General features: G+C 52.4%; 13 protein-coding genes. 6 read left to right on the top strand and 7 right to left on the bottom strand.

Annotation, left to right across the window (positions count from 1 at the left end; genetic code table 11):
- Positions 1-74: 74 nt before the first annotated feature.
- Positions 75-500: a helix-turn-helix domain-containing protein gene (locus FAZ30_RS15970; protein ID WP_137009835.1), complete on the bottom strand. Its 426-nt coding sequence runs from the start codon at positions 498-500 to the stop codon at positions 75-77.
- A gap of 307 nt (positions 501-807) precedes the next feature.
- Between FAZ30_RS15970 and sbcD the strand changes: the two genes are divergently transcribed.
- The 5 genes from sbcD (at position 808) to FAZ30_RS15945 (ending at position 10,328) form a co-directional block, all read left to right on the top strand.
- Entirely contained in the window at positions 808-2,028 is a 1,221-nt protein-coding gene (sbcD, locus tag FAZ30_RS15965) for an exonuclease subunit SbcD (protein WP_137009834.1), read from the top strand.
- A complete protein-coding gene (locus FAZ30_RS15960) occupies positions 2,025-5,447 on the top strand; it encodes an AAA family ATPase (RefSeq protein WP_137009833.1) in 3,423 nt (1,140 codons plus the stop codon). Before sbcD ends, FAZ30_RS15960 begins: the two co-directional genes overlap by 4 nt.
- Positions 5,448-5,591: 144 nt before the next feature.
- Positions 5,592-7,244 (top strand): hypothetical protein, encoded by a 1,653-nt coding sequence (locus FAZ30_RS15955; protein ID WP_137009832.1) that lies wholly within the window; start codon positions 5,592-5,594, stop codon positions 7,242-7,244.
- Positions 7,241-7,915: an ABC-three component system middle component 1 gene (locus FAZ30_RS15950; RefSeq protein ID WP_137009831.1), complete on the top strand. Its 675-nt coding sequence runs from the start codon at positions 7,241-7,243 to the stop codon at positions 7,913-7,915. Before FAZ30_RS15955 ends, FAZ30_RS15950 begins: the two co-directional genes overlap by 4 nt.
- A 1-nt stretch (position 7,916) precedes the next feature.
- Complete coding sequence (locus FAZ30_RS15945; protein ID WP_137009830.1) at positions 7,917-10,328, top strand: AAA family ATPase; 2,412 nt, start codon at positions 7,917-7,919, stop codon at positions 10,326-10,328.
- Positions 10,329-10,986: 658 nt separating this feature from the next.
- Here the strand turns inward: FAZ30_RS15945 and FAZ30_RS15940 are convergent.
- From FAZ30_RS15940 to rluD, 6 genes are all read right to left on the bottom strand, one after another.
- Positions 10,987-12,069, bottom strand: a complete 1,083-nt coding sequence (locus FAZ30_RS15940; protein WP_137009829.1) for a ribonucleotide-diphosphate reductase subunit beta — start codon at positions 12,067-12,069, stop codon at positions 10,987-10,989.
- 18 nt (positions 12,070-12,087) lie between these two features.
- Complete coding sequence (locus FAZ30_RS15935; protein ID WP_137009828.1) at positions 12,088-12,360, bottom strand: hypothetical protein; 273 nt, start codon at positions 12,358-12,360, stop codon at positions 12,088-12,090.
- A 73-nt stretch (positions 12,361-12,433) separates the two neighbouring features.
- Positions 12,434-12,826 (bottom strand): DUF4440 domain-containing protein, encoded by a 393-nt coding sequence (locus FAZ30_RS15930; RefSeq protein WP_137009827.1) that lies wholly within the window; start codon positions 12,824-12,826, stop codon positions 12,434-12,436.
- A 383-nt stretch (positions 12,827-13,209) separates the two neighbouring features.
- Positions 13,210-16,083, bottom strand: coding sequence for a ribonucleoside-diphosphate reductase subunit alpha (locus FAZ30_RS15925; RefSeq protein WP_137009826.1), 2,874 nt, complete (start codon positions 16,081-16,083; stop codon positions 13,210-13,212).
- A 478-nt stretch (positions 16,084-16,561) separates the two neighbouring features.
- Positions 16,562-17,320 (bottom strand): peptidoglycan editing factor PgeF, encoded by a 759-nt coding sequence (gene pgeF / locus FAZ30_RS15920; RefSeq protein WP_137009825.1) that lies wholly within the window; start codon positions 17,318-17,320, stop codon positions 16,562-16,564.
- Positions 17,307-18,407: a 23S rRNA pseudouridine(1911/1915/1917) synthase RluD gene (gene rluD, locus FAZ30_RS15915; protein ID WP_124640856.1), complete on the bottom strand. Its 1,101-nt coding sequence runs from the start codon at positions 18,405-18,407 to the stop codon at positions 17,307-17,309. Before rluD ends, pgeF begins: the two co-directional genes overlap by 14 nt.
- Between rluD and FAZ30_RS15910 the strand changes: the two genes are divergently transcribed.
- A complete protein-coding gene (locus FAZ30_RS15910) occupies positions 18,406-19,197 on the top strand; it encodes an outer membrane protein assembly factor BamD (protein WP_124640858.1) in 792 nt (263 codons plus the stop codon). The two genes, rluD and FAZ30_RS15910, sit on opposite strands and share 2 nt — an antisense overlap.
- Positions 19,198-19,282: the final 85 nt, after the last annotated feature.

Raw genomic sequence — 19,282 nt, 5'->3', positions numbered from 1 at the left:
ATACTAAAGTCTGCAAACCGTGAGTGTCGTCAGATACTTACAAACTCGGGGCAAGCCGCAAGGTTTGTCCCGTTTTACATTTCTAGGCCCTCCTTATTCTGTCTCCGCCGCAACCGTCTCACCGGATCGGATGAGCAGCGGTTCAGTTCATTCTGTATCTGCAAAATCTCGCGTATCAGGCGAATTTGTACTGGTCGCAACTCACCTATGTTTGTTCGCAAATCCTGTAGTAACCAGTAGGTTTCTTCTGGGACGTCTGCAGGTACGACCAGTTTCCGTTGCGAGGCAGCAGCTGCGCTGCGTAGTTCTGCTTGTTCCTCTGGTATCAATTCAACCGCCTGGATCAGTTTTTCAATAAATTCCGCCGTTGGTGGCCCTTTGCTACCAATTTCCAGGGCAGAGATGTAGCTCTGCTCATAGCCCATCAACTCCGCAAGTTCGGCTTGGCGGATGCCATGCTGCATTCGGAGCTGATGTAGGTATCTGGAAAATGGGCTCATGGTGGACTTCTGCGGGTACTTGCAACAACAGACAGGGTAAGTATTTTAAATCTGCAAGTCAAACGTAAGTCTTTGATTAATAATGCAATATTTGTTGTACTTTCACTGGTGAAAATTTCACGGACGGTGTGCGGATGGCGGAATGGAAGTGAAATGTCAAGATAAATCAGGTAGTTACCTTGTGCGGCACACTAAATTCATGAACGCGTCTCATTTGGAGCATGTAATTTTGATTGATGTAGATTTATGCATTTGGCAGTTTTGGGTTGCTAGAATGCCAATTAATTGAACTGGGCTCTTCAACTGAATGCGAATTCTCCATACTTCCGACTTGCACCTTGGCCAACACTTCATGGGCAAGACCCGCCAGGCAGAGCACGAGGCCTTTATCGACTGGCTGATCAAGCAGGTACGCGACCATGGCGTCGACGCCGTGATCATCGCCGGAGACATCTTCGATACCGGTGCACCGCCTAGCTATGCGCGAGAACTCTATAACCTATTGGTAGTTGAGCTGCACAACACCGGTACTACCTTGCTTATGCTTGGGGGCAATCACGATTCAGTTGCTACCTTGGGCGAAAGCCGACCTTTGCTGTCCTACCTCAGTACCACTGTTATCCCCGCAGTCGAGGAAGATCTTGATAACCAGGTGCTGGTGCTGAACAAATGCGACGACAGCCCTGGGGCCATCGTCTGTGCGATTCCATTTATTCGCCCGCGTGATGTGCTGCAGAGTCAGGCAGGGCAAAGTGCGGAAGAGAAACAGCTTTCGCTGCAGGAGGCCATCCATCAGCACTACCAGGCCGTGTACCTGCGGGCCTGCGCCAAGCGCGACGCGCTACGCCTGCCGTTACCCATCATCGCTACCGGGCACCTGACAACGGTGGGGGCAAGCGCCAGCGAATCCGTCCGCGAGATCTATGTTGGTGCCTTGGAAGCATTCCCGACCGCGGCCTTTCCACCCGCCGATTACATCGCTCTGGGCCATATTCACCGGCCACAGAAGGTAGGCGGGCTGGAGCACATCCGTTACAGCGGTTCCCCCATCCCTTTGAGTTTTGATGAGGCAATCCAGCAGAAAGAAGTGCTACTTGTCGACGTGGATGATCTCGGCCTGATGGGAATCACTCCGCTGCCGGTACCGCGCTTCCAGCAGTTGGTTTCGATCAAGGGTGACCTTAAAGAACTGGAAGCTGCAATCCAGGAGGCGGCTCAGCTGGGCCGTGCCGACCAGCCGGTCTGGTTGGAAGTGATGGTGAAAGGGGACGACTATCTGTCGGATCTGCAAACCCGCATTCAGAGCATGACCGAAGGCTTACCAGTGGAAGTGCTGCGCCTGCGCCGGGATCGCGGCAATACGGTGGCCACCCTGCAAACCGCCGCCAAAGAAACGCTGGATGAGCTGACTCCGTTCGATGTGTTCAACAAGCGGCTGGAGCAGGAAGAGTTGGATGAGTCACTGAGGGGACAGCTGGAAACACGCTACCGCAGCATTGTGACCAGCCTGCAGGAGGGCACGGCATGAAGATCCTGACCCTGCGCCTGAAGAACCTCAACTCGCTCAAGGGCGAGTGGAAAATCGACTTCACCCAGCCACCGTTCAAGGACAACGGGCTGTTCGCCATTACCGGGCCTACCGGGGCCGGCAAGTCCACGCTGCTGGACGCTATCTGTCTTGCGCTGTATCACGAAACGCCCCGTCTCAAGACCATTTCTACCTCGTCCAACGAGATCATGACCCGTCACACCGCGGACTGCCTGGCTGAGGTGGAGTTCGAGGTAAAGGGGCAGGTATTCCGGGCGTTCTGGAGCCAGCGCCGCGCCCGTGACAAGGCCGATGGGCAATTGCAGGCACCCAAGGTCGAGCTGGCAGACGGTGCCGGCAACATCCTGACCAGTCAGATTAACGACAAGCTCAAACGCATCGAAGCAATTACCGGCCTGGATTTTTCCCGTTTCACCAAGTCGATGATGCTGGCGCAAGGCGGCTTCGCTGCCTTCCTCAATGCCAGCGCCAATGAACGTGCCGAATTGCTGGAAGAGCTGACCGGCACAGATATCTATGGCCAGATCTCCCAACGCGTATTCGAGCAGGCCCGCGACGCCAAGCAGGCGCTGGACCAGTTGAAAGCCCGTGCGGATGGTGTGGAACTGCTGCCGGAAGAGCGGCGGCAATCCATGCAGCAGCAAATCGACACGCTGACTCAGCAGTTAGTCGAGCTGCAGAGTCAGCAAACGCAGACGCAAGCCTTGCGCCAGTGGCGTCATGAGCTGATTCAGGCAGAGCAGGCAGCTGCACTGGCACGAGAGGGCGAACAGGCGGCCCGGAAGGCACTGGATGAAGCCGAACCCGAACTGCAACGCCTGCAACAGAGCGAGCCTGCTGAGGCGATGCGCCCCATCTATCAGGCTTGGCAAGACGCGCAGGCAAGACGGAATCAGACACGAAGTGCGCTGGACAAAATACAGGTCACACTGGCGGATATCCAGCAACAGACCGTTATCGCCCACTGGCAGGCCAACACCATTGCAACAGGGCTGGCGGAGCACGCCAGGCAGCAGTACACAACGGCGCATGACGAATTGCAGGCATTGCAAGCCTGGCTGGCAGAACATGGCCATTTTGCTGTTCTGGGCGAGCAGCTCAGCGGCTGGCACAGCCAGTTCAGCCAGATCCAGCAGGCGCAGCACGCCATACAACAGCTGCACGAGCAGTTGCTGGAACAGCAGGGCAAACTGGAAGCAGCCGAACGCGGCCAAGAAGAACAAAAAGCACAGCTGGTTTTAGCCCAAAAGGAGCATGAGCAAAAGCAGCATGCCGTCCAAGCTGCAGAACAGGTTGTGGCCAACATTTGCCACGGCCAAACGCTTGCCGAACTGCGCGCTAGCTGGGTGGGAGCACAGCAACAGCTGCAATCTTGGCGACAGCTGTCGCAGCTGGCTGCGCAGCAGCGTCAACACGCCAGCCAGCAAGCACAGCAGCAAGCCGCGACCACCGAGACGCACCAGCAACTGGAGGCGCAGCAGGCACTACTCGACACACTGCGTCGTGATTACCGTCAGTTGAAGGAACAGGTAGACGACAAGCGTCGGCTACTGGCGCAGGAGCAGCGCATCCAGAGCCTGGAAGCACACCGGGCAGCGCTGCAGCCGGGTGAGGCCTGTCCCTTGTGTGGCTCACACGAACATCCGGGGATTCACACCTACCAGCAGCTAAACGTATCGGACACCGAGCGAGCACTGCAGGAAAAAGAGGCTGCGCTCGCGCAGCTGGAAGAGCAAGGCAATGCTGCCAAGGGCGAGCAGGCCAAGCTGGAAGGCCGGTTGCAACAGCAGCAGGAAGCACAACAGGGGCTGGAGCAGGCACAGCGGCAGGCCGCTACGGCTTGGCGTGACCAGACTGCGCCGTTTGGGCTGGGTGACAAGGACTGGCAGCAGGAAGACACACTGCAGCATGGGCGTGCAAAGGCAGAACAGCATGATGCCGAATTGAAAGCCCAGTTGGCGCAAGCGGAGCAGGCAGAACAGGAGCTGGCAGCGGCCCGGCAGCTGGCTCACCGCAGCGCCCAAGTGTTGCAGGAGGCGGGAAAACAGTACGAGCTGTTACAGCAGGCCAGTCTGCATGCCATGCAAGACGTAAAGGCGCTGACCGCACAACATGAGCAGTTAAGCCGGGCGGCGCAGCAAACCCGCGAGCAACTGCAAGTGGCCATTGCTGACAGTGGCTTTACCGTGGCAGACGACATGGCGCAATGGCTGGCTGATCGACAGCAGGACTGGCAGGTATGGCAAACCAGTCAGCGTGCACAGCAATTGCAGCAGGCTGAGCTGCTCAAGCTGCAAAATCATCTTGAGCAGACAACCAACCTTGCCGAAGGCTGGCAGCTCCGTTGGAGCAAACTGGATGTCGAAGCTCCAACCGGCCAGGCCAAACCGGAGATCGACGAGCCATCCTTTGCCCGCTACACCGACCTGGTAGAGGTGCTGACTGCACAGATCGCTAATCTGCAGGGCCAGCAAACTCAGTTGAGCACTGACCTGGCCTTACTGCATCAGCAGCACAGCGAAGCTGAGGCCGCTTGGTCAGCTGCACTGCAAACCAGCCCCTTCGACGATACCAATACCTTCCTGCTGGCACTGCTGCCGACAGAGGAGCGCCAACGCCTGAGTAGCTGGCAGCAACAGCTGACGCAAGCGCTGGAACGCAGCACTGCAGTTCGCCAAAGTGCAGACGCCACCCTGCATGCACTGCAGCCGCAGAATCGCACACCGCTCGGCCTGATCGAGTTGGATGAAGCGCTGGCAGCCCAAGACGGGCTGCGACAAACCCTGTCCAGCGAACAGGGTGCTTTGAATGCCTTGCTCCGGGACGACGCGCAGCGCCGCGACAACCAACAAGCTCTATTCCAGCAAATCGAGCAGCAAGCTACTGACGTCGACATCTGGCAACGACTCAACAGCCTGATTGGTTCGAAAGAGGGCGACAAGTATCGCAAGTTTGCCCAAGGGTTGACGCTGGACCATCTGATGCATCTGGCCAATCGCCATCTGGAACGGCTTCATGGTCGCTATCTGCTACAGCGTAAATCGATCGGCGAGCTGGAATTGGAAATTGTTGATACCTGGCAAGCTGATGTTACCCGTGATACCCGCACCTTGTCTGGAGGGGAAAGTTTCCTTGTGAGCTTGGCACTTGCATTGGCTCTGTCCGAATTAGTGAGCCATAAAACATCGATTGACTCGCTGTTCCTTGATGAGGGTTTTGGTACCTTGGATGAAGAAACATTGGAAATTGCGCTAGATGCACTGGATGTGATCAATTCTTCTGGAAAAATGATCGGGGTGATTAGTCACGTAGATGCAATGAAGGAAAGAATTGCCATTCAAATTAAAATCGAAAAATCCAGTGGGCTCGGTGTATCGACGCTAAAGAGTTTTAATTAAGCACATAAATTTTTCTTATATAGATATCAGAGTGAAGCTTGTGAATTAAGTTTGATTGTACACTAAACTCGAGTTGCTGAGCGGAATTTTGTTTCGGTCAACTTGTAGTCATTAACAATAATTTTTCATGATTAGACCAAATTTATGTCTGAGAAAATAGAAAAAATAAAACCAATGATTCACGATGCGACGCCATCGTGGAATGGATTTAACTATCAAGGGAAGGTTGGGCTATATGTATGCCTGTGCACAATAAATGAGAAAATAAAAAATGATAAACTGTTCGGTGATGAACTTCATAAATTTTTTTATGGCTATCGAATTGAATATGAATGGATTGAGGATTTTTCGTTAAAAAAAGACGAAGATTATATTTCCATACACCAAGTTAAGCACTATAAAGAAACTGATTTTTCAAGTTATAAAGACGCAATAGAAACAATTGTAACTAGAAAGCTTGGCCTCATCTCGACTTCTGAGTTAAAGCCATATTTAAAGAAATTACCGGATGGGAAGCCCGAGGATGTTATACAGCACTTCATTAAAGAGCTGCAACTTAAAAAAATAATAGGCAAGGACTACTCGGTTCAAAATGATTGGGAGAGCAAAATAGCTTTGCTTGAGCATGACTTTCAAAGTGTGGCTCATGATTTTCTATTTAGTTTAGTAAAGCTCCATCAGAGTGCCTACGCGAAGAATGTACCTGTATATGTTCATAGCTGTAACAGAATTGCAAAACCTAAACTTCAACTTGATCAATACGAATGGAAGCTTGACTCGACAGGAAAGGCTTTGAGTGATAAAGGCCTAGATGATTTTGATATTATCATCAGTGATCGTAGTGGTGTGGGGTTTACACTTGCACTTAACGATGAAGATCTTTATCGAAATATAAAATCACTTATCCACGAAATTAGGAAAGCAATCCAGCCAACATCATGCGGGATGCAAAGCGATGAAAGCATGGACTGCTATATAGCAGCCATGCTCTGTGAGATTGATCGGCATATAGTTAATAGGCACAAGGCATTTAATAAAGTCAAAGACATAGCTTCTTCATCAAATACTCCAGAATTGCTGCGCTTATCAGTACTCACTAAAATATTAGAAAAAAATTACCAGGTGCAGAATGAAGAATATTTCGCGTTGCGAGCTAAATTAATTTTGGAAAATACAATCAATAGCCATGTTGCTAAGCTAAATGAGATAATTGAGTTAAAAAGAACTGCTGGAAAATGTTTTAACCAAGAAATTGTAAAGGTTGATAGAATTGAACAGTTTAGGTTGGATGTTGTTTCAAGAATGAGTCCTAGGGATTTGCTTGTGAATTTAGAGCGAACTTCTCCGGACAAAAAGAAAATTGAACCTTATGATCTTTATTTTCCAGGGATAATTCAAGATCATGGGATAAAAAAAGTTTTTCTAGGATTTTTTGAGTTGCTTGAAAATTTTCCAACTGGTTTTGTCGCAACATCACCAGTGGGTGAAAAATTCTCGCCGAGCTGCATTGATGCTTGCCATGATGACTTAGATGCCGACGATGCATACAGGTTAGTTGCAAAAGATATTGTAGATGCCTGCGATAGTAATGCGTATGTAGATGCTCTTTTATATGAATTTAATTATATTGCCATCAAGGCAGATGATAATGGAGATGTGCGTTGCGAAATTTTGCCACCAAAATTTGATGATGTGGTAACCGACCGGAAAGATGGCGCCCCCATTTTTCATGAAAAAAAGAAAACAAAACTTATAAATTATAAATCAGCAGCCAAAATAGTTAATGGTGATCTATGATAAATATTATTCGTGATCTGATAGTTTCTTTTGGGTATGATCTAAGCGATATTGGTGGCAATAAAAACATGATGCTATTTTCAAGTTCAGAAAATGCCAATCATGTAGTCTCGCATTTTGCTATTCAAGATATCACTGATTGCTCATCTAGTGAAGTGCTTACTAAAATTCAAGTTGAAGCCTATAAATCGCTGGGGGAGTTCTTTTCATTAAATAGCGACTCTGAAAAGAATACAATTCTGCTACTGTTAGTAAAACATAAAAATTCAGAGATGGAGATTAATAGAAAGATTTCAGAGATTGAAGAAGATCCATATTTTTTCAAAAAACAAGTAATTTTCTATACAACGGAAGAGTTCGGGGCTATTTATGAATTGGCGCAAAATAAAAAATTGTCAGAAGCTATCCATTCCATCTTGAATAACAAAACTAGATTTGTAGAATTTAGCAATGGCAGCGACGATCATCTTTACTCCATCATAACGAAGCTATATACAAAATTGCCATTTCTGACCATTAATGAAATGAAGTATGTTGCCCCTGATCTATCAAGAAACATTACTGAAAAGCTGACCCAGGCAGGGCTCGTAAGTGTCCGTGATCATTTGCTTGATATTTGCTCCGATGAGATGGCAATTGAAGCATGGCTAGAAGCAAAACAAGGGGATTGATATGTATAAATTGGGAAAGTTAAGTATAGAAAACTTTAAATCAATTGAGCATCTTGTGGAAATTGATTTGAAAAATATTCGGGCGGCTGTATTTGATGGTCCGAATGGCTTTGGCAAAACTACAATTTTTGATGCGATTGAGATATGTTTTATTGGAAGAGTAAGTCGCATAAATTCTGCAAAAATGTCAAATGACAATAAAGCAAGAGAGGGGCATTTACTTAAAAATAAGCATAGCAAGCCAACATCAATCAAACTGGAGCTTGTTGATGATGAAGAAGGTCAGTGTCTAGTAATTTATGCAATAATAAAGTCGGATATTAAGGGGCGTGATGCAAGTGTCAAAAATTATAAAGAGCATATCGAACGATATTACGCAACTGAATGGAATGCGAAGCAATGGTCTGTTTTAGATGAGACGACACTTACATCCAAACTGGAATTGACCAAGTTATCTTCATTGTTTTCAGTGCAGCACTATATCTCTCAAGAAGAAACTACTCACTTCTTAAAGGATAGAAGCGAATCTGATAGGCATGATCAGCTTAGCCATTTATTTGGCACGGTAGTTCAAGTTGATGAGTTGAATGCTATGGAGGCAATTAAATCACGACTTGTTGGTAAGCGCGATGATTATAAATACAAAGGCGAGGAAAAGAGTAAACTGCTAGAGACAATGCAGGCAACCAAGCCGGACGAAGAAAATGGGGAAACTGGGGCACCTTCAGGTGAGATAAATTTCATCGTTGACCTCGCCAAAAAAGAAAAACAGCTTCCAGTGCTTGATGCCTCTCTTTCTGCTTTGGAAAGCATTCTTCCTGCAATTAAATATCCAGATGTTTATAAAAATGAACGATTCAATGCGTGGCTAGATCTTTTTGAAACATCACGCGAGCAGGAGTTGGATGATCTTATAAAATTTGGCACCCTGAATGAATTTAAAGAAATAGAAAAATTACATCGGGCCAAGCGTAAGTTTGATGAAAACACTGAAAAATTAAAGCGCTATCGAGAGATCAGGGAAAAGATCGAATCTGACGCCAACGATATTAGTGAAATCCTGCTATCTTATTTGCAGCAGCATTTTCAACCTTCAGAGAAGGTAATTGCTGAAATTCAACAGTTATCGTCACTCAGAAGGCAAGGTAGCACTTTCACCAGGTTGCGAACGCAGCTATTGACCCATCGCAATTCTTTGTTAGAGGCCTACAAAAAATTCCACGATCAAAATCACTTAGATGAGGTCGTTTGCCCATTGTGCGGGGATGAGAAAGAAAATGGGATTGATCAGTTAATTAATGAGTACGACCATCAGGAGAGAATTTATGAAGACCAGTCATCAATAGTAGATAGAGAAATTTTTGCGTGCACTTCATACTTGCTGGAATATTATGTCGAGAAAATATGGAGGCGAGTGGAGCATTATATATCCAAAGCCTCTTGGATTGAGGAAGCAGAAGTAACTAAATTTTTCTTAGAAAAAAACATCGATGAAAATAGATTTAACAAAATGATCAAGCTGAGAGGCTGGCTTGACGATCAGGGTGTTGCATGGAGAGAGCTTGCCGATAATTCCCTCTTTACGCTTTCTCTTGAATATTCAGGAAAAAAAAGCAACCTCAAATCGGCAGTAAAAAAATTAAGAAAATCCATTTATCAGATTGAAGCCGAAATTGATTTAGATTTAATTAGACAAGGACAAATAATTCTTGATATAAAAAGTGATGAAATACTATCAGGCATAACAATGCAAGGCATTGTCAATGATATTGCTTATTTGCGATCTGAGATGGTGAAGATTTACAGTAGTGAGGCGCAAAAGCTAAGAGGTGAAATAACGCTCATCAATCAGAAAATTGATGGCTTGAACCAAAAGATCACATCAATTGACGCTGTTATAAAGATATACAATGAATCGATAAAAAAATATGAAATTGATGTGGCCTCAAGTATAGCAATCCCATTTTATATATATAGTAGCAAGGTATTGCAAACTCGCTTAGATGGGACTGGGATTTTTCTAAAAACCCCATCTGATGGAGGGCGCGAAAAAAATCCATATATAAGATTTTGCGCAAGAAAGAGTGATACACATGATGCGTGGTGTACCATGAGTTCAGGTCAGCTCGCTGGCCTAGTCATTTCATTTGCTCTTGCCATGAATAAACTCTATCCATCTAAGCTCCAAACAGTACTCATAGATGATCCAGTTCAGTCGATGGATGAAATCAACATGGCTTCACTTGTTCAATTGTTTATATATGAGTTTCCAATGTATCAATTTATAGTTTCTACACATGAGCAAAAAATTGCTAGCTATATGGGTTACAAATTCATTCAGGGTGGAGGAAAGGTTGGGCGCTTTAACATGAGGGAGATTGTAAGTGCCCAATTGAAAATTGTTAACGATTAATTGAATTGCTAGATGGCTGCATTGATATTGCCGTGTTGTTATTAAAAAAGCCCCGTCTGCTTAGGGGCTTTTTTAATGTGACTCTTAAGAAAATAGCTGGAAACCAAATCATGTTGCAACTTTATAAAAATGATTAAAACAAAAGGCAATAAATAACTCTGAAACACTTAATTCTATTTTCGACAGTGAAAAGATAAAATCGCTGTTTGTCTCAGTCAAGTGCAGCCCTGCATATATCCTAGTCATGCCTTGATCGCCTCTTTTATAAGCTGGTCGAAGGATGGAAAAGGTGGCTCCAGTAACTTTTAAGCTTCTTTTTTGCTTAACCAGATGTAATATGCCCGCCTACAGTTTGGAAACAGCGAAGGGCATCATTCCCAGCCCTTGTGGTGCCAACTGTATGGGGCTCCAGGGTACGGGAAATTCCATCATATGATAGTTAAAGTACTTGGTGGTTTTTAATGGCAGAAATAATCAAATCAAGCATTTTATTGGGAACATCGATTAAATATTAATGCTATATATGATTTTTTACTCCATGTGATGCCATTGAAATGACAAAAGCCCGCTTTCGCGGGCTTTTGTGCGGCACTATGTGTCGTCGAGCGCAAGTTTATCTGTCGTTCTGGCAAGCTTATGTGTCGCTCGACGCCTAGGATCAATCCCAGCTCAACGCCCCGCCAGTCTGATACTCGGTAACCCGCGTCTCAAAGAAGTTCTTCTCCTTCTTCAAGTCAATCATCTCGCTCATCCACGGGAAGGGGTTGTTCACACCCGGGAACAGCTGATCCAGACCAATCTGCTGCATGCGACGGTTGGCGATAAAGCGCAGGTATTCCTTGAACATGCTGGCGTTCAGGCCCAGCACGCCACGCGGCATGGTGTCTTCGGCGTAGGCGTATTCCAGTTCCACGGCCTGTTTGAACAGCTCGACGATTTCGGCCTTGAAGCTGTCGGTCCACAGTTGCGGGTTTTCCAGCTTGATGGTGTTGATCAGGTCGATACCAAAATTGCAGTGGCTGGATTCGTCACGCAGGATGTACTGGTACTGCTCGGCAGCGCCGGTCATCTTGTTCTGACGGCCCAGTGCCAGGATTTGCACGAAGCCGACGTAGAAGAACAGGCCTTCCATGATGCAGGCAAACACGATCAGCGAACGCAGCAGCTTCTGGTCGTTTTCCAGGGTGCCGGTCTTGAAGGCGGGGTCGCACAGTACGTTGATAAACGGAATCAGGAATTCATCCTTGTCACGGATGGATTTGATTTCGTTGTAGGCGTTGAACACTTCGCCTTCGTCCAGGCCCAGGCTTTCCACGATGTACTGGTAGGCGTGGGTGTGGATGGCTTCGTCAAAGGCCTGGCGCAGCAGGTATTGGCGGCATTCCGGGCTGGTGATCTGGCGATAGGTGCCCAGTACGATGTTGTTGGCAGCCAGGCTGTCGGCGGTAACGAAGAAGCCGAGGTTACGCTTGACGATGCGCATTTCGTCTTCGGACAGCTGGCCGGTTTTCCATTGTTCGATGTCGCGCTGCATGTTCACTTCTTGCGGCATCCAGTGGTTGGCGCACTGGGCGAGGTATTTTTCCCAGGCCCATTTGTGCTTGAACGGTACCAGCTGGTTGACGTCGGTGGTGCCGTTGATGACTTTCTTGTCGACGGCGTTTACGCGGCCGCCGGTCTGGCTATCGTTGCTGGAGGAAACTGCCGGTTTTTGTACCGGGGTATCGTCAAAGCTCAACATGTTTTGCATTCTCCGTGTTTATTTGCCGGCTACGCCTTGCGGGGCGGCCGACTGGATCTGGTATTGCGCGCCGGGCAGGGCATGCGTGCTGGTGGCGGTATCGGGCTGACAGGGCGCTTGTTCCAGCTGCATGGCGCTCTGGCGCATGATGCGGATGGCGGTACGGGGCGTGGCCGGCGTGTCGCGCAGCGGCTGCGGCAGGTCTACCAGCACCAGGCCCAGCTTGCGAAAGCGGTCTTGTTCCGGATGCTGCGCTGCGCGGCTGGCGCTGCAGAATAGGGTGGTGCTCATGCCGTACTCCCCGTGTGTTGGTTCGGTCTTCCGAAACCGGCTGCGGCCAGCCGGCTTGAGAAGCCTGTCCGGCTTAATGGGCCGGATGGCTGTGTTCTTCAAACTGCGCCAGGCCGTAAATGCGCCATTCGCCGTGTTCGCGTTTCAGGTGGTAGCCGGTGGCAAACATCCACGGCTCGGCATTGTGGCGGCGGGCGGTCCAGCGCACCCTGACGGTGGCCAGGTCGCTGCCAAAAGGCAGCACTTCGGCCAGATAGCAGCTGGCACTGATGACGCCCTGGGCGCGGTAGTACTCGAGAATGCCTAGCGTGGTCTGGTACAGCGTTTCTTCGTCGTTAATGCCAAAGGTGGCAATCTGGCCGTGGTGTACGGCGGTGAAGGGCCGGGTGAACATGGCCGAAACCGCGCGCGCATCCAGTGCCGAGTAGGCCTGGCTGTAACGGTTAAAAAATTCCTGAAGTGTCATGGGCATCTCTGATTGTTAAGGCCTTGTCGGCTTTGTTCAGATAAGGGCTGGCCATGCGGGCTGCGCCTTTGTTTGCTTTTACACTTCCCCATTCGGAAACCGCCTGCGGGCAAGCGGTTTGGAAATGGGCTGGCCGGGTGAGTGGCCAGTTTGCTTCGCGTCAATCCATCTTGTTTGCCTGCTTACTGGCAGGCTTCACCAGTTTTTCAAGCTGTCCCCGCCGCGGTGCGACGGGGATCCGGATTGTTGCTTCGCATCAACCGCGGATTGTGCTGCTTGCCTTACTGGCAAGCTTCGCACGCCCTGCGGGCTGGACACCGTCGCTGTGCTCCGGTGTCGTCCGGATTGTTGCTTCGCACCAACCACTGATTGTTCTGCTTACCTTACTGGCAAGCCTCACAATCAGGGTTGTCAATGCTGCAGAACTTGGCGTCGGTGGCCGGGGTGTTGTCCACCTCGACTGCCGGTGCGGCTTGTTCGGCTGCAGCGTTGTAGGCCGGGTTCAGGCCGCTGGCCACGGCATTCAGCTCGCCGCCCTTGCCGGTGGATTTCTCGGCGCTGGAGGCTGCCAGGGTGCGCAGGTAGTAGGTGGTTTTCACGCCACGAATCCATGCCAGCTTGTACAGGTCGTCCAGCTTCTTGCCGGATGCGCCAGCCATGTAGAGGTTGAGCGACTGGGCTTGGTCGATCCACTTCTGGCGACGCGATGCCGCTTCCACCAGCCATTTCGGGTCCACTTCAAAAGCGGTGGCGTAGATGGCTTTCAGGTCGGCCGGGATGCGGTCGATGCGGCCCAGGCTGCCGTCGAAGTACTTGAGGTCGGCTACCATCACTTCATCCCACAGGCCGGCTTTCTTCAGGTCGCGCACCAGGTATTCGTTGGTGACGGTGAATTCGCCGGACAGGTTGGATTTCACAAACAGGTTCTGGTAGGTCGGCTCGATGGAGGCAGACACGCCAATGATGTTGGCGATGGTTGCGGTCGGGGCGATGGCCAGGGTGTTGGAGTTGCGCATGCCGTGCTGCTTGATGCGTTCGCGCAGGGCGTTCCAGTCCAGGCGTTCGGTGCGGTCCATTTCCAGATAGCCGCCGCGTTCGGCTGCCAGCAGGTTGATGCTGTCTTGCGGCAGCAGGCCACGGTCCCACAGGCTGCCCTTGTACGACGGGTAGCGGCCGCGTTCTTCGGCCAGCTCGGTGCCAGCCCAGTAGGCGTAGTAGGCGACCATTTCCATGGATTCGTCGGCAAATTCCACGGCTTCCTGCGAAGCGTACGGTACGCGCTTCATGTGCAGGCAGTCCTGGAAGCCCATGATGCCCATGCCCACCGGACGGTGCTTCAGGTTGGAATTGCGCGCCTTCTTCACCGGGTAGAAGTTGATGTCGATGACGTTGTCCAGCATGCGCAGGGCGATGCGGATGGTGCGTTGCAGTTTTTCTGCGTCCAGCTTGCCATCAGCGCCCATGTGGGCTGCCAGGTTGACCGAACCCAGATTGCATACGGCGATTTCGTCGTCATTGGTGTTCAGGGTGATTTCGGTGCACAGGTTGGAGCTGTGTACCACGCCCATGTGCTGCTGCGGGCTGCGGATATTGCACGGGTCTTTGAAAGTCACCCACGGGTGGCCGGTTTCAAACAGCATGGTCAGCATCTTGCGCCACAGGCTCAGGGCCGGTATGCGCTTGTATACCTTCATTTCGCCGCGCTCGCCCATGGCTTCGTAGTGCTGGTAGCGCTTTTCGAAGGCCGAGCCATACAGTTCGTGCAGATCAGGTACTTCCGACGGCGAGAACAGGCTCCATTCCGCGCCTTCCATCACGCGCTTCATGAACAGGTCCGGAATCCAGTTGGCGGTGTTCATGTCGTGGGTACGGCGGCGGTCGTCACCGGTGTTCTTGCGCAGTTCGAGGAATTCTTCCACGTCGGCGTGCCAGGTTTCCAGGTAGGCACACACTGCGCCCTTGCGCTTGCCACCCTGGTTGACGGCCACGGCGGTGTCGTTGACCACTTTCAGGAAGGGCACGATACCTTGCGATTTGCCGTTGGTGCCCTTGATGTGGGAGCCCATGGCGCGTACCGGGGTCCAGTCGTTGCCCAGGCCGCCTGCAAACTTGGACAGCAGGGCGTTTTCTTTCAGGCCTTCGTAAATGCCGTCCAGGTCATCGGCAATGGTGGTCAGGTAGCAGCTGGACAGCTGGCTGCGACGGGTGCCGGAGTTGAACAGGGTGGGAGTGGACGACATGAAGTCGAAGCTGGACAGCACATTGTAGAACTCGATGGCACGGGCTTCGCGGTTCACTTCGTTCAGGGCCAGGCCCATGGCGACACGCATGTAGAAAGCCTGCGGCATTTCGATGCGGGTGCCGTCGATGTGCAGGAAGTAGCGGTCGAACAGGGTTTGCAGGCCCAGGTAGCCGAATTTCAGGTCGCGCTTGGCGTCCAGGGCGGCACCCAGTTTTTTCAGGTCGTACTCGGCCAGGCGTTCGTCCAGCAGTTCGGCCTGAATGCCTTTCTTGATGAATTGCGGGAAGTATTCCGCATAGCGCTCGGCCATTTCTTCCTGGCTGACCGATTCATCCAGAATTTCCAGGCGGATGCTGTCCATCAGCAGGCGGGCGGTGACGTAGTCGTAGGCCGGGTCCTGCTCGATCATGGAACGGGCAGCCAGAATGGCGGACTTGTTGACTTCGTCCAGCGGCACGCCGTCGTAAATGTTTTTCAGGGTTTCCGACAGGATGGCGTCGATGTCGATGCCGGCCAGGCCCTGGGCGGCAGATTCGATGCCGGCGCGCAGGCGGGCAATGTTCAGCGGCAGCTTGCGGCCATCCTTGCGGATGACGTTGATCTGGATCTGGGTCAGGGCTTCGCCACGGGCAGCGCGCTCTTGCGAGCGCTGTTCGCGGTACAGCACGTAGGCGCGGGCCACGTCGTGTTCGCCAAAGCGCATCAGCGACAGTTCAACCTGGTCCTGGATGTCTTCGATATGAATGGCACCGCCTTCCGGCTTGCGGCGCATCAGGGCGTTGACCACCTGCTCGGTCAGTTGGGCTACCTTTTCGCGGATGCTGGCGGACGTAGCGCCCTGATGCCCCATCACGGCCAGGAATGCCTTGGTCATGGCGATGGAGATCTTGACCGGCTCGAATGCCACTACGGCACCATTGCGGCGAATGGTCTTGTAGTGGCTGAAGTCGGCCTGGGGGGCTGCGGCACGGCCGAGCTCGGCGGCGGTTTGCCCTTCAAAGGTGGTCAGTTGCATATTGCCCTCTTTGGGTGGTTTGCGTCTGTTGCGCTGCGGCCTGGGTGGCAGGCCGGGCAGGGCTGTGGACAAGTCTGTTGAAAAGCTGTGTGTGCCTTGTGAATAAACACAATATATATGTTTGCACTGCTTGATTGGCCCAAATTCTAGTGTTCTCGGCGCGATGGAGCAAGTCTTGACAGCGCTAAGAAAATGCGAAATCCGCGCCAGATAAGGCTTGCAGGGTGATAGGAATTTTTTGGGGCAGGCTTGCCTGCTTTTGGTGCCGGCAGGAAATCCAATAAAGACAAGCTTCTGGGGGGTGATGCGTGTCTGCCACAACATCTGGTGTTTTGCCGCTGTTGCGTGTCTGCTACGCTATTGGCATGAAAATTCGATGACAGTTCATGGAGAGCTGCAAATGGCCGGGCGGGCGGCAAAGAAAAACGGCGGCCGCCGCAGCAAAAGTGCAGGGGCCGCCGCTCTTATCGAGACAGGGTCAGTCTTGTGGCTGTAGCCAGATCAGGCTGGCCATGCGCCCGGTTACCCCGTCGCGGCGATAGGAGAAGAAGCGCTCGCGCTCGATGACGGTGCAGAAGTCGCCACCGTAAACCCGGCTGACGCCAGCAGCGGCCAGGCGCTGGCGCGCCAGCTGGTAGATGTCGGCCAGATACTTGCCCTCGCCAATATCGGTGAAGGCCGTGGCGGCGGCGGCGTCGCAGGCGATGAAGGCGGCGCGGACTTCTGCGCCAACTTCAAACGCATCCGGGCCGATGGCCGGTCCCAGCCAGGCCATCAGCGTGGCAGGCACCACCCCGGTGGCGCTGACAGCAGCTTCCAGCACGCCATCGCACAGCCCGCGCCAGCCAGCATGGGCGGCGGCGACCACGCTGCCGGCGTCGTCACACAGCAAGACCGGCAGGCAGTCTGCTGTCATCACCACGCACACCTTGCCCGGCTGGCGGCTGACGCTGGCGTCGGCATCCAGCAGGGTTTCGCCGATGTCGGCGGCGTCCACCACATTGATGCCATGTACCTGGTTGAGCCAGGCGGGTTCGTCCGGCAGCAGCAGGCGCAGCTGTTCGCGGTTGGCGGCAACGGCTTCCGGCTGGTCTCCCACGTGGGTGCCCAGGTTGAAGCTGTCGTAGGGTGGCTGGCTGACACCACCCTGGCGGGTGGTGAGCAGGGTGCGCACGGCAGCCGGAGCAGGCCAGTCGGCCTGCAGCAGCGGGTTGTTGCCGGCTTCAGTCACGGACATAGATGACCTCGATGTCGCCGTCGTCGTCTTCGTCATCATCGTCCTCGTCTTCGTGCCACTCTTCGGCAAGCGGCGTGGCCTGTTCCATGCGTTCGCCGCTTTCACCACGCAGGGTGTCCAGCAGGAAGCGGAAGTCGTCCGGCAGCGGGGCTTGCCAGCTGCGCTCTTCGCCGGTGGCCGGGTGGATCAGCGCCAGCTTGTAGGCATGCAATGCCTGACGGCCAAAGCCTTTCACCACGGCGGCGATGTCTTCGTCCATCTTGTGGCGCGGGTTGCCGTACAGTTGGTCGCCGGCCAGCGGGTGGCGTGCTTCCTTCATGTGTACGCGAATCTGGTGGGTACGACCGGTTTCCAGCTTGCACTCGATATAGGAGTGGGCGTCGTAACGTTCCAGCACCCGCACGTGGGTGATGGCGGTCTTGCCACCAAACTTCAGCACGGCCATGCGCAGGCGGTTGTGCGGATCGCGGCCGATCAGCGTGTTGATGGTGCCGTCGAAGGGGACGATGCCATCGGCAATGGCGCGATAGATGCGCTTGACGCTGCGCGCCTGCATCTGGCGCACCAGCTCGGTTTGTGCTGGCAGGGTCTTGGCGACCACCATCAGGCCGCTGGTATCCTTGTCCAGCCGGTGCACGATGCCGGCGCGCGGTACATGCGCCAGCGACGGGCAGTGGTGCAGCAGGCCGTTGAGCAGGGTGCCGGTCCAGTTGCCGCTGGCCGGATGCACCACCAGACCGGCCGGTTTGTTCACCACCAGGATGTGTTCATCTTCGTAAACAATGGGCAAATCCATGGCTTCCGGCTGGAAAGCCATTTCTTCATTTGACTGAACAATGGTAACGTCCAGCTTTTCGCCACCCAGCAGTCTGGTTTTCGGGGGGACGACTTTGCCGTCCACCAGAACATGGCCATCCTTGATCCATTGGGTCAGGCGGCTGCGGGAGTAATCGGGGAGGAGTTTGGCAAGAGCTGCGTCGAGGCGTTCGCTACCCAAAGAGAGCGGAACCTCCAGCTGTTGTCGAGCAGATACCTCGTTTTCCGAGATATCGCTATAATCCTCCGAGTCAAAGTAAGGATCGGTCATGAAAAGATACGTTGTAGCAGCAATGTTGGTGATGGGGCTTGCCGGTTGTGCAACCACGGAAACCTACGACGAAACGCGCGGCTGGACCGTGGAAAAGCTCTACTCGGAAGCTCGGGATGAACTGAATAGCGGTAATTATACCCGTGCTGTCAAGCTGTACGAAACGCTGGAAGCGCGCTACCCCTATGGTCGCTACGCCCAGCAGGCCGAAATGGACCTGGCCTATACCCATTACAAGGACAATGAACCGGAGCTGGCGATCGCCGCTGCCGACCGCTTTATCAAGCTGCATCCGGCTCACCCGAATGTGGATTACATGTACTACCTCAAGGGCCTGGTGTATTACAACGACGACCAGGGCATGTTGTCGAAATGGGCTGGTCAGGACATGAGCGAGCGCGACCCCAAGGCCGCCCGCGAATCATTCCTGGCTTTCCGCGAACTGACCAGCCGTTTCCCCGGCAGCAAGTATAGTGCGGATGCGCTGGCAAAGATGGATCGTTTGGTGGATGCGCTGGGCGGCAGTGAAATGCACGTGGCCCGTTACTACATGAAGCGCACCGCCTACCTGGCCGCCGCCAACCGCGCCCAGGGTGTGGTGAAAGAGTATTCCAACACCAAGTATCCGGAAGAAGCGCTGGCGCTGATGGTGACCGCCTACGACAAGCTGGGCATGACTCAGCTCAGCAGCGATGCCAAGCGCGTGCTGGCCCTGAACTACCCCAAGAGCGCCTATCTGTCCCAGCCGTGGACAGTCGAGGAAATGCCTTGGTGGAAGGTGTGGAAATAATTCCCACCATGCAGTCAGCTGAAAAGGCCGCGTTTGCGGCCTTTTTCTTTGCCTGCTGCCAGCCAGGCCGGCAGCAGGGCGCTGA

Origin of the sequence: Aquitalea aquatilis, from assembly GCF_005155025.1 — a bacterium.
Classification (GTDB): Bacteria; Pseudomonadota; Gammaproteobacteria; order Burkholderiales; family Chromobacteriaceae; genus Aquitalea; species Aquitalea aquatilis.
The sequence above is the reverse complement of the archived record's forward strand: the minus strand, read 5'-3'. Positions and strand labels throughout refer to the sequence as shown.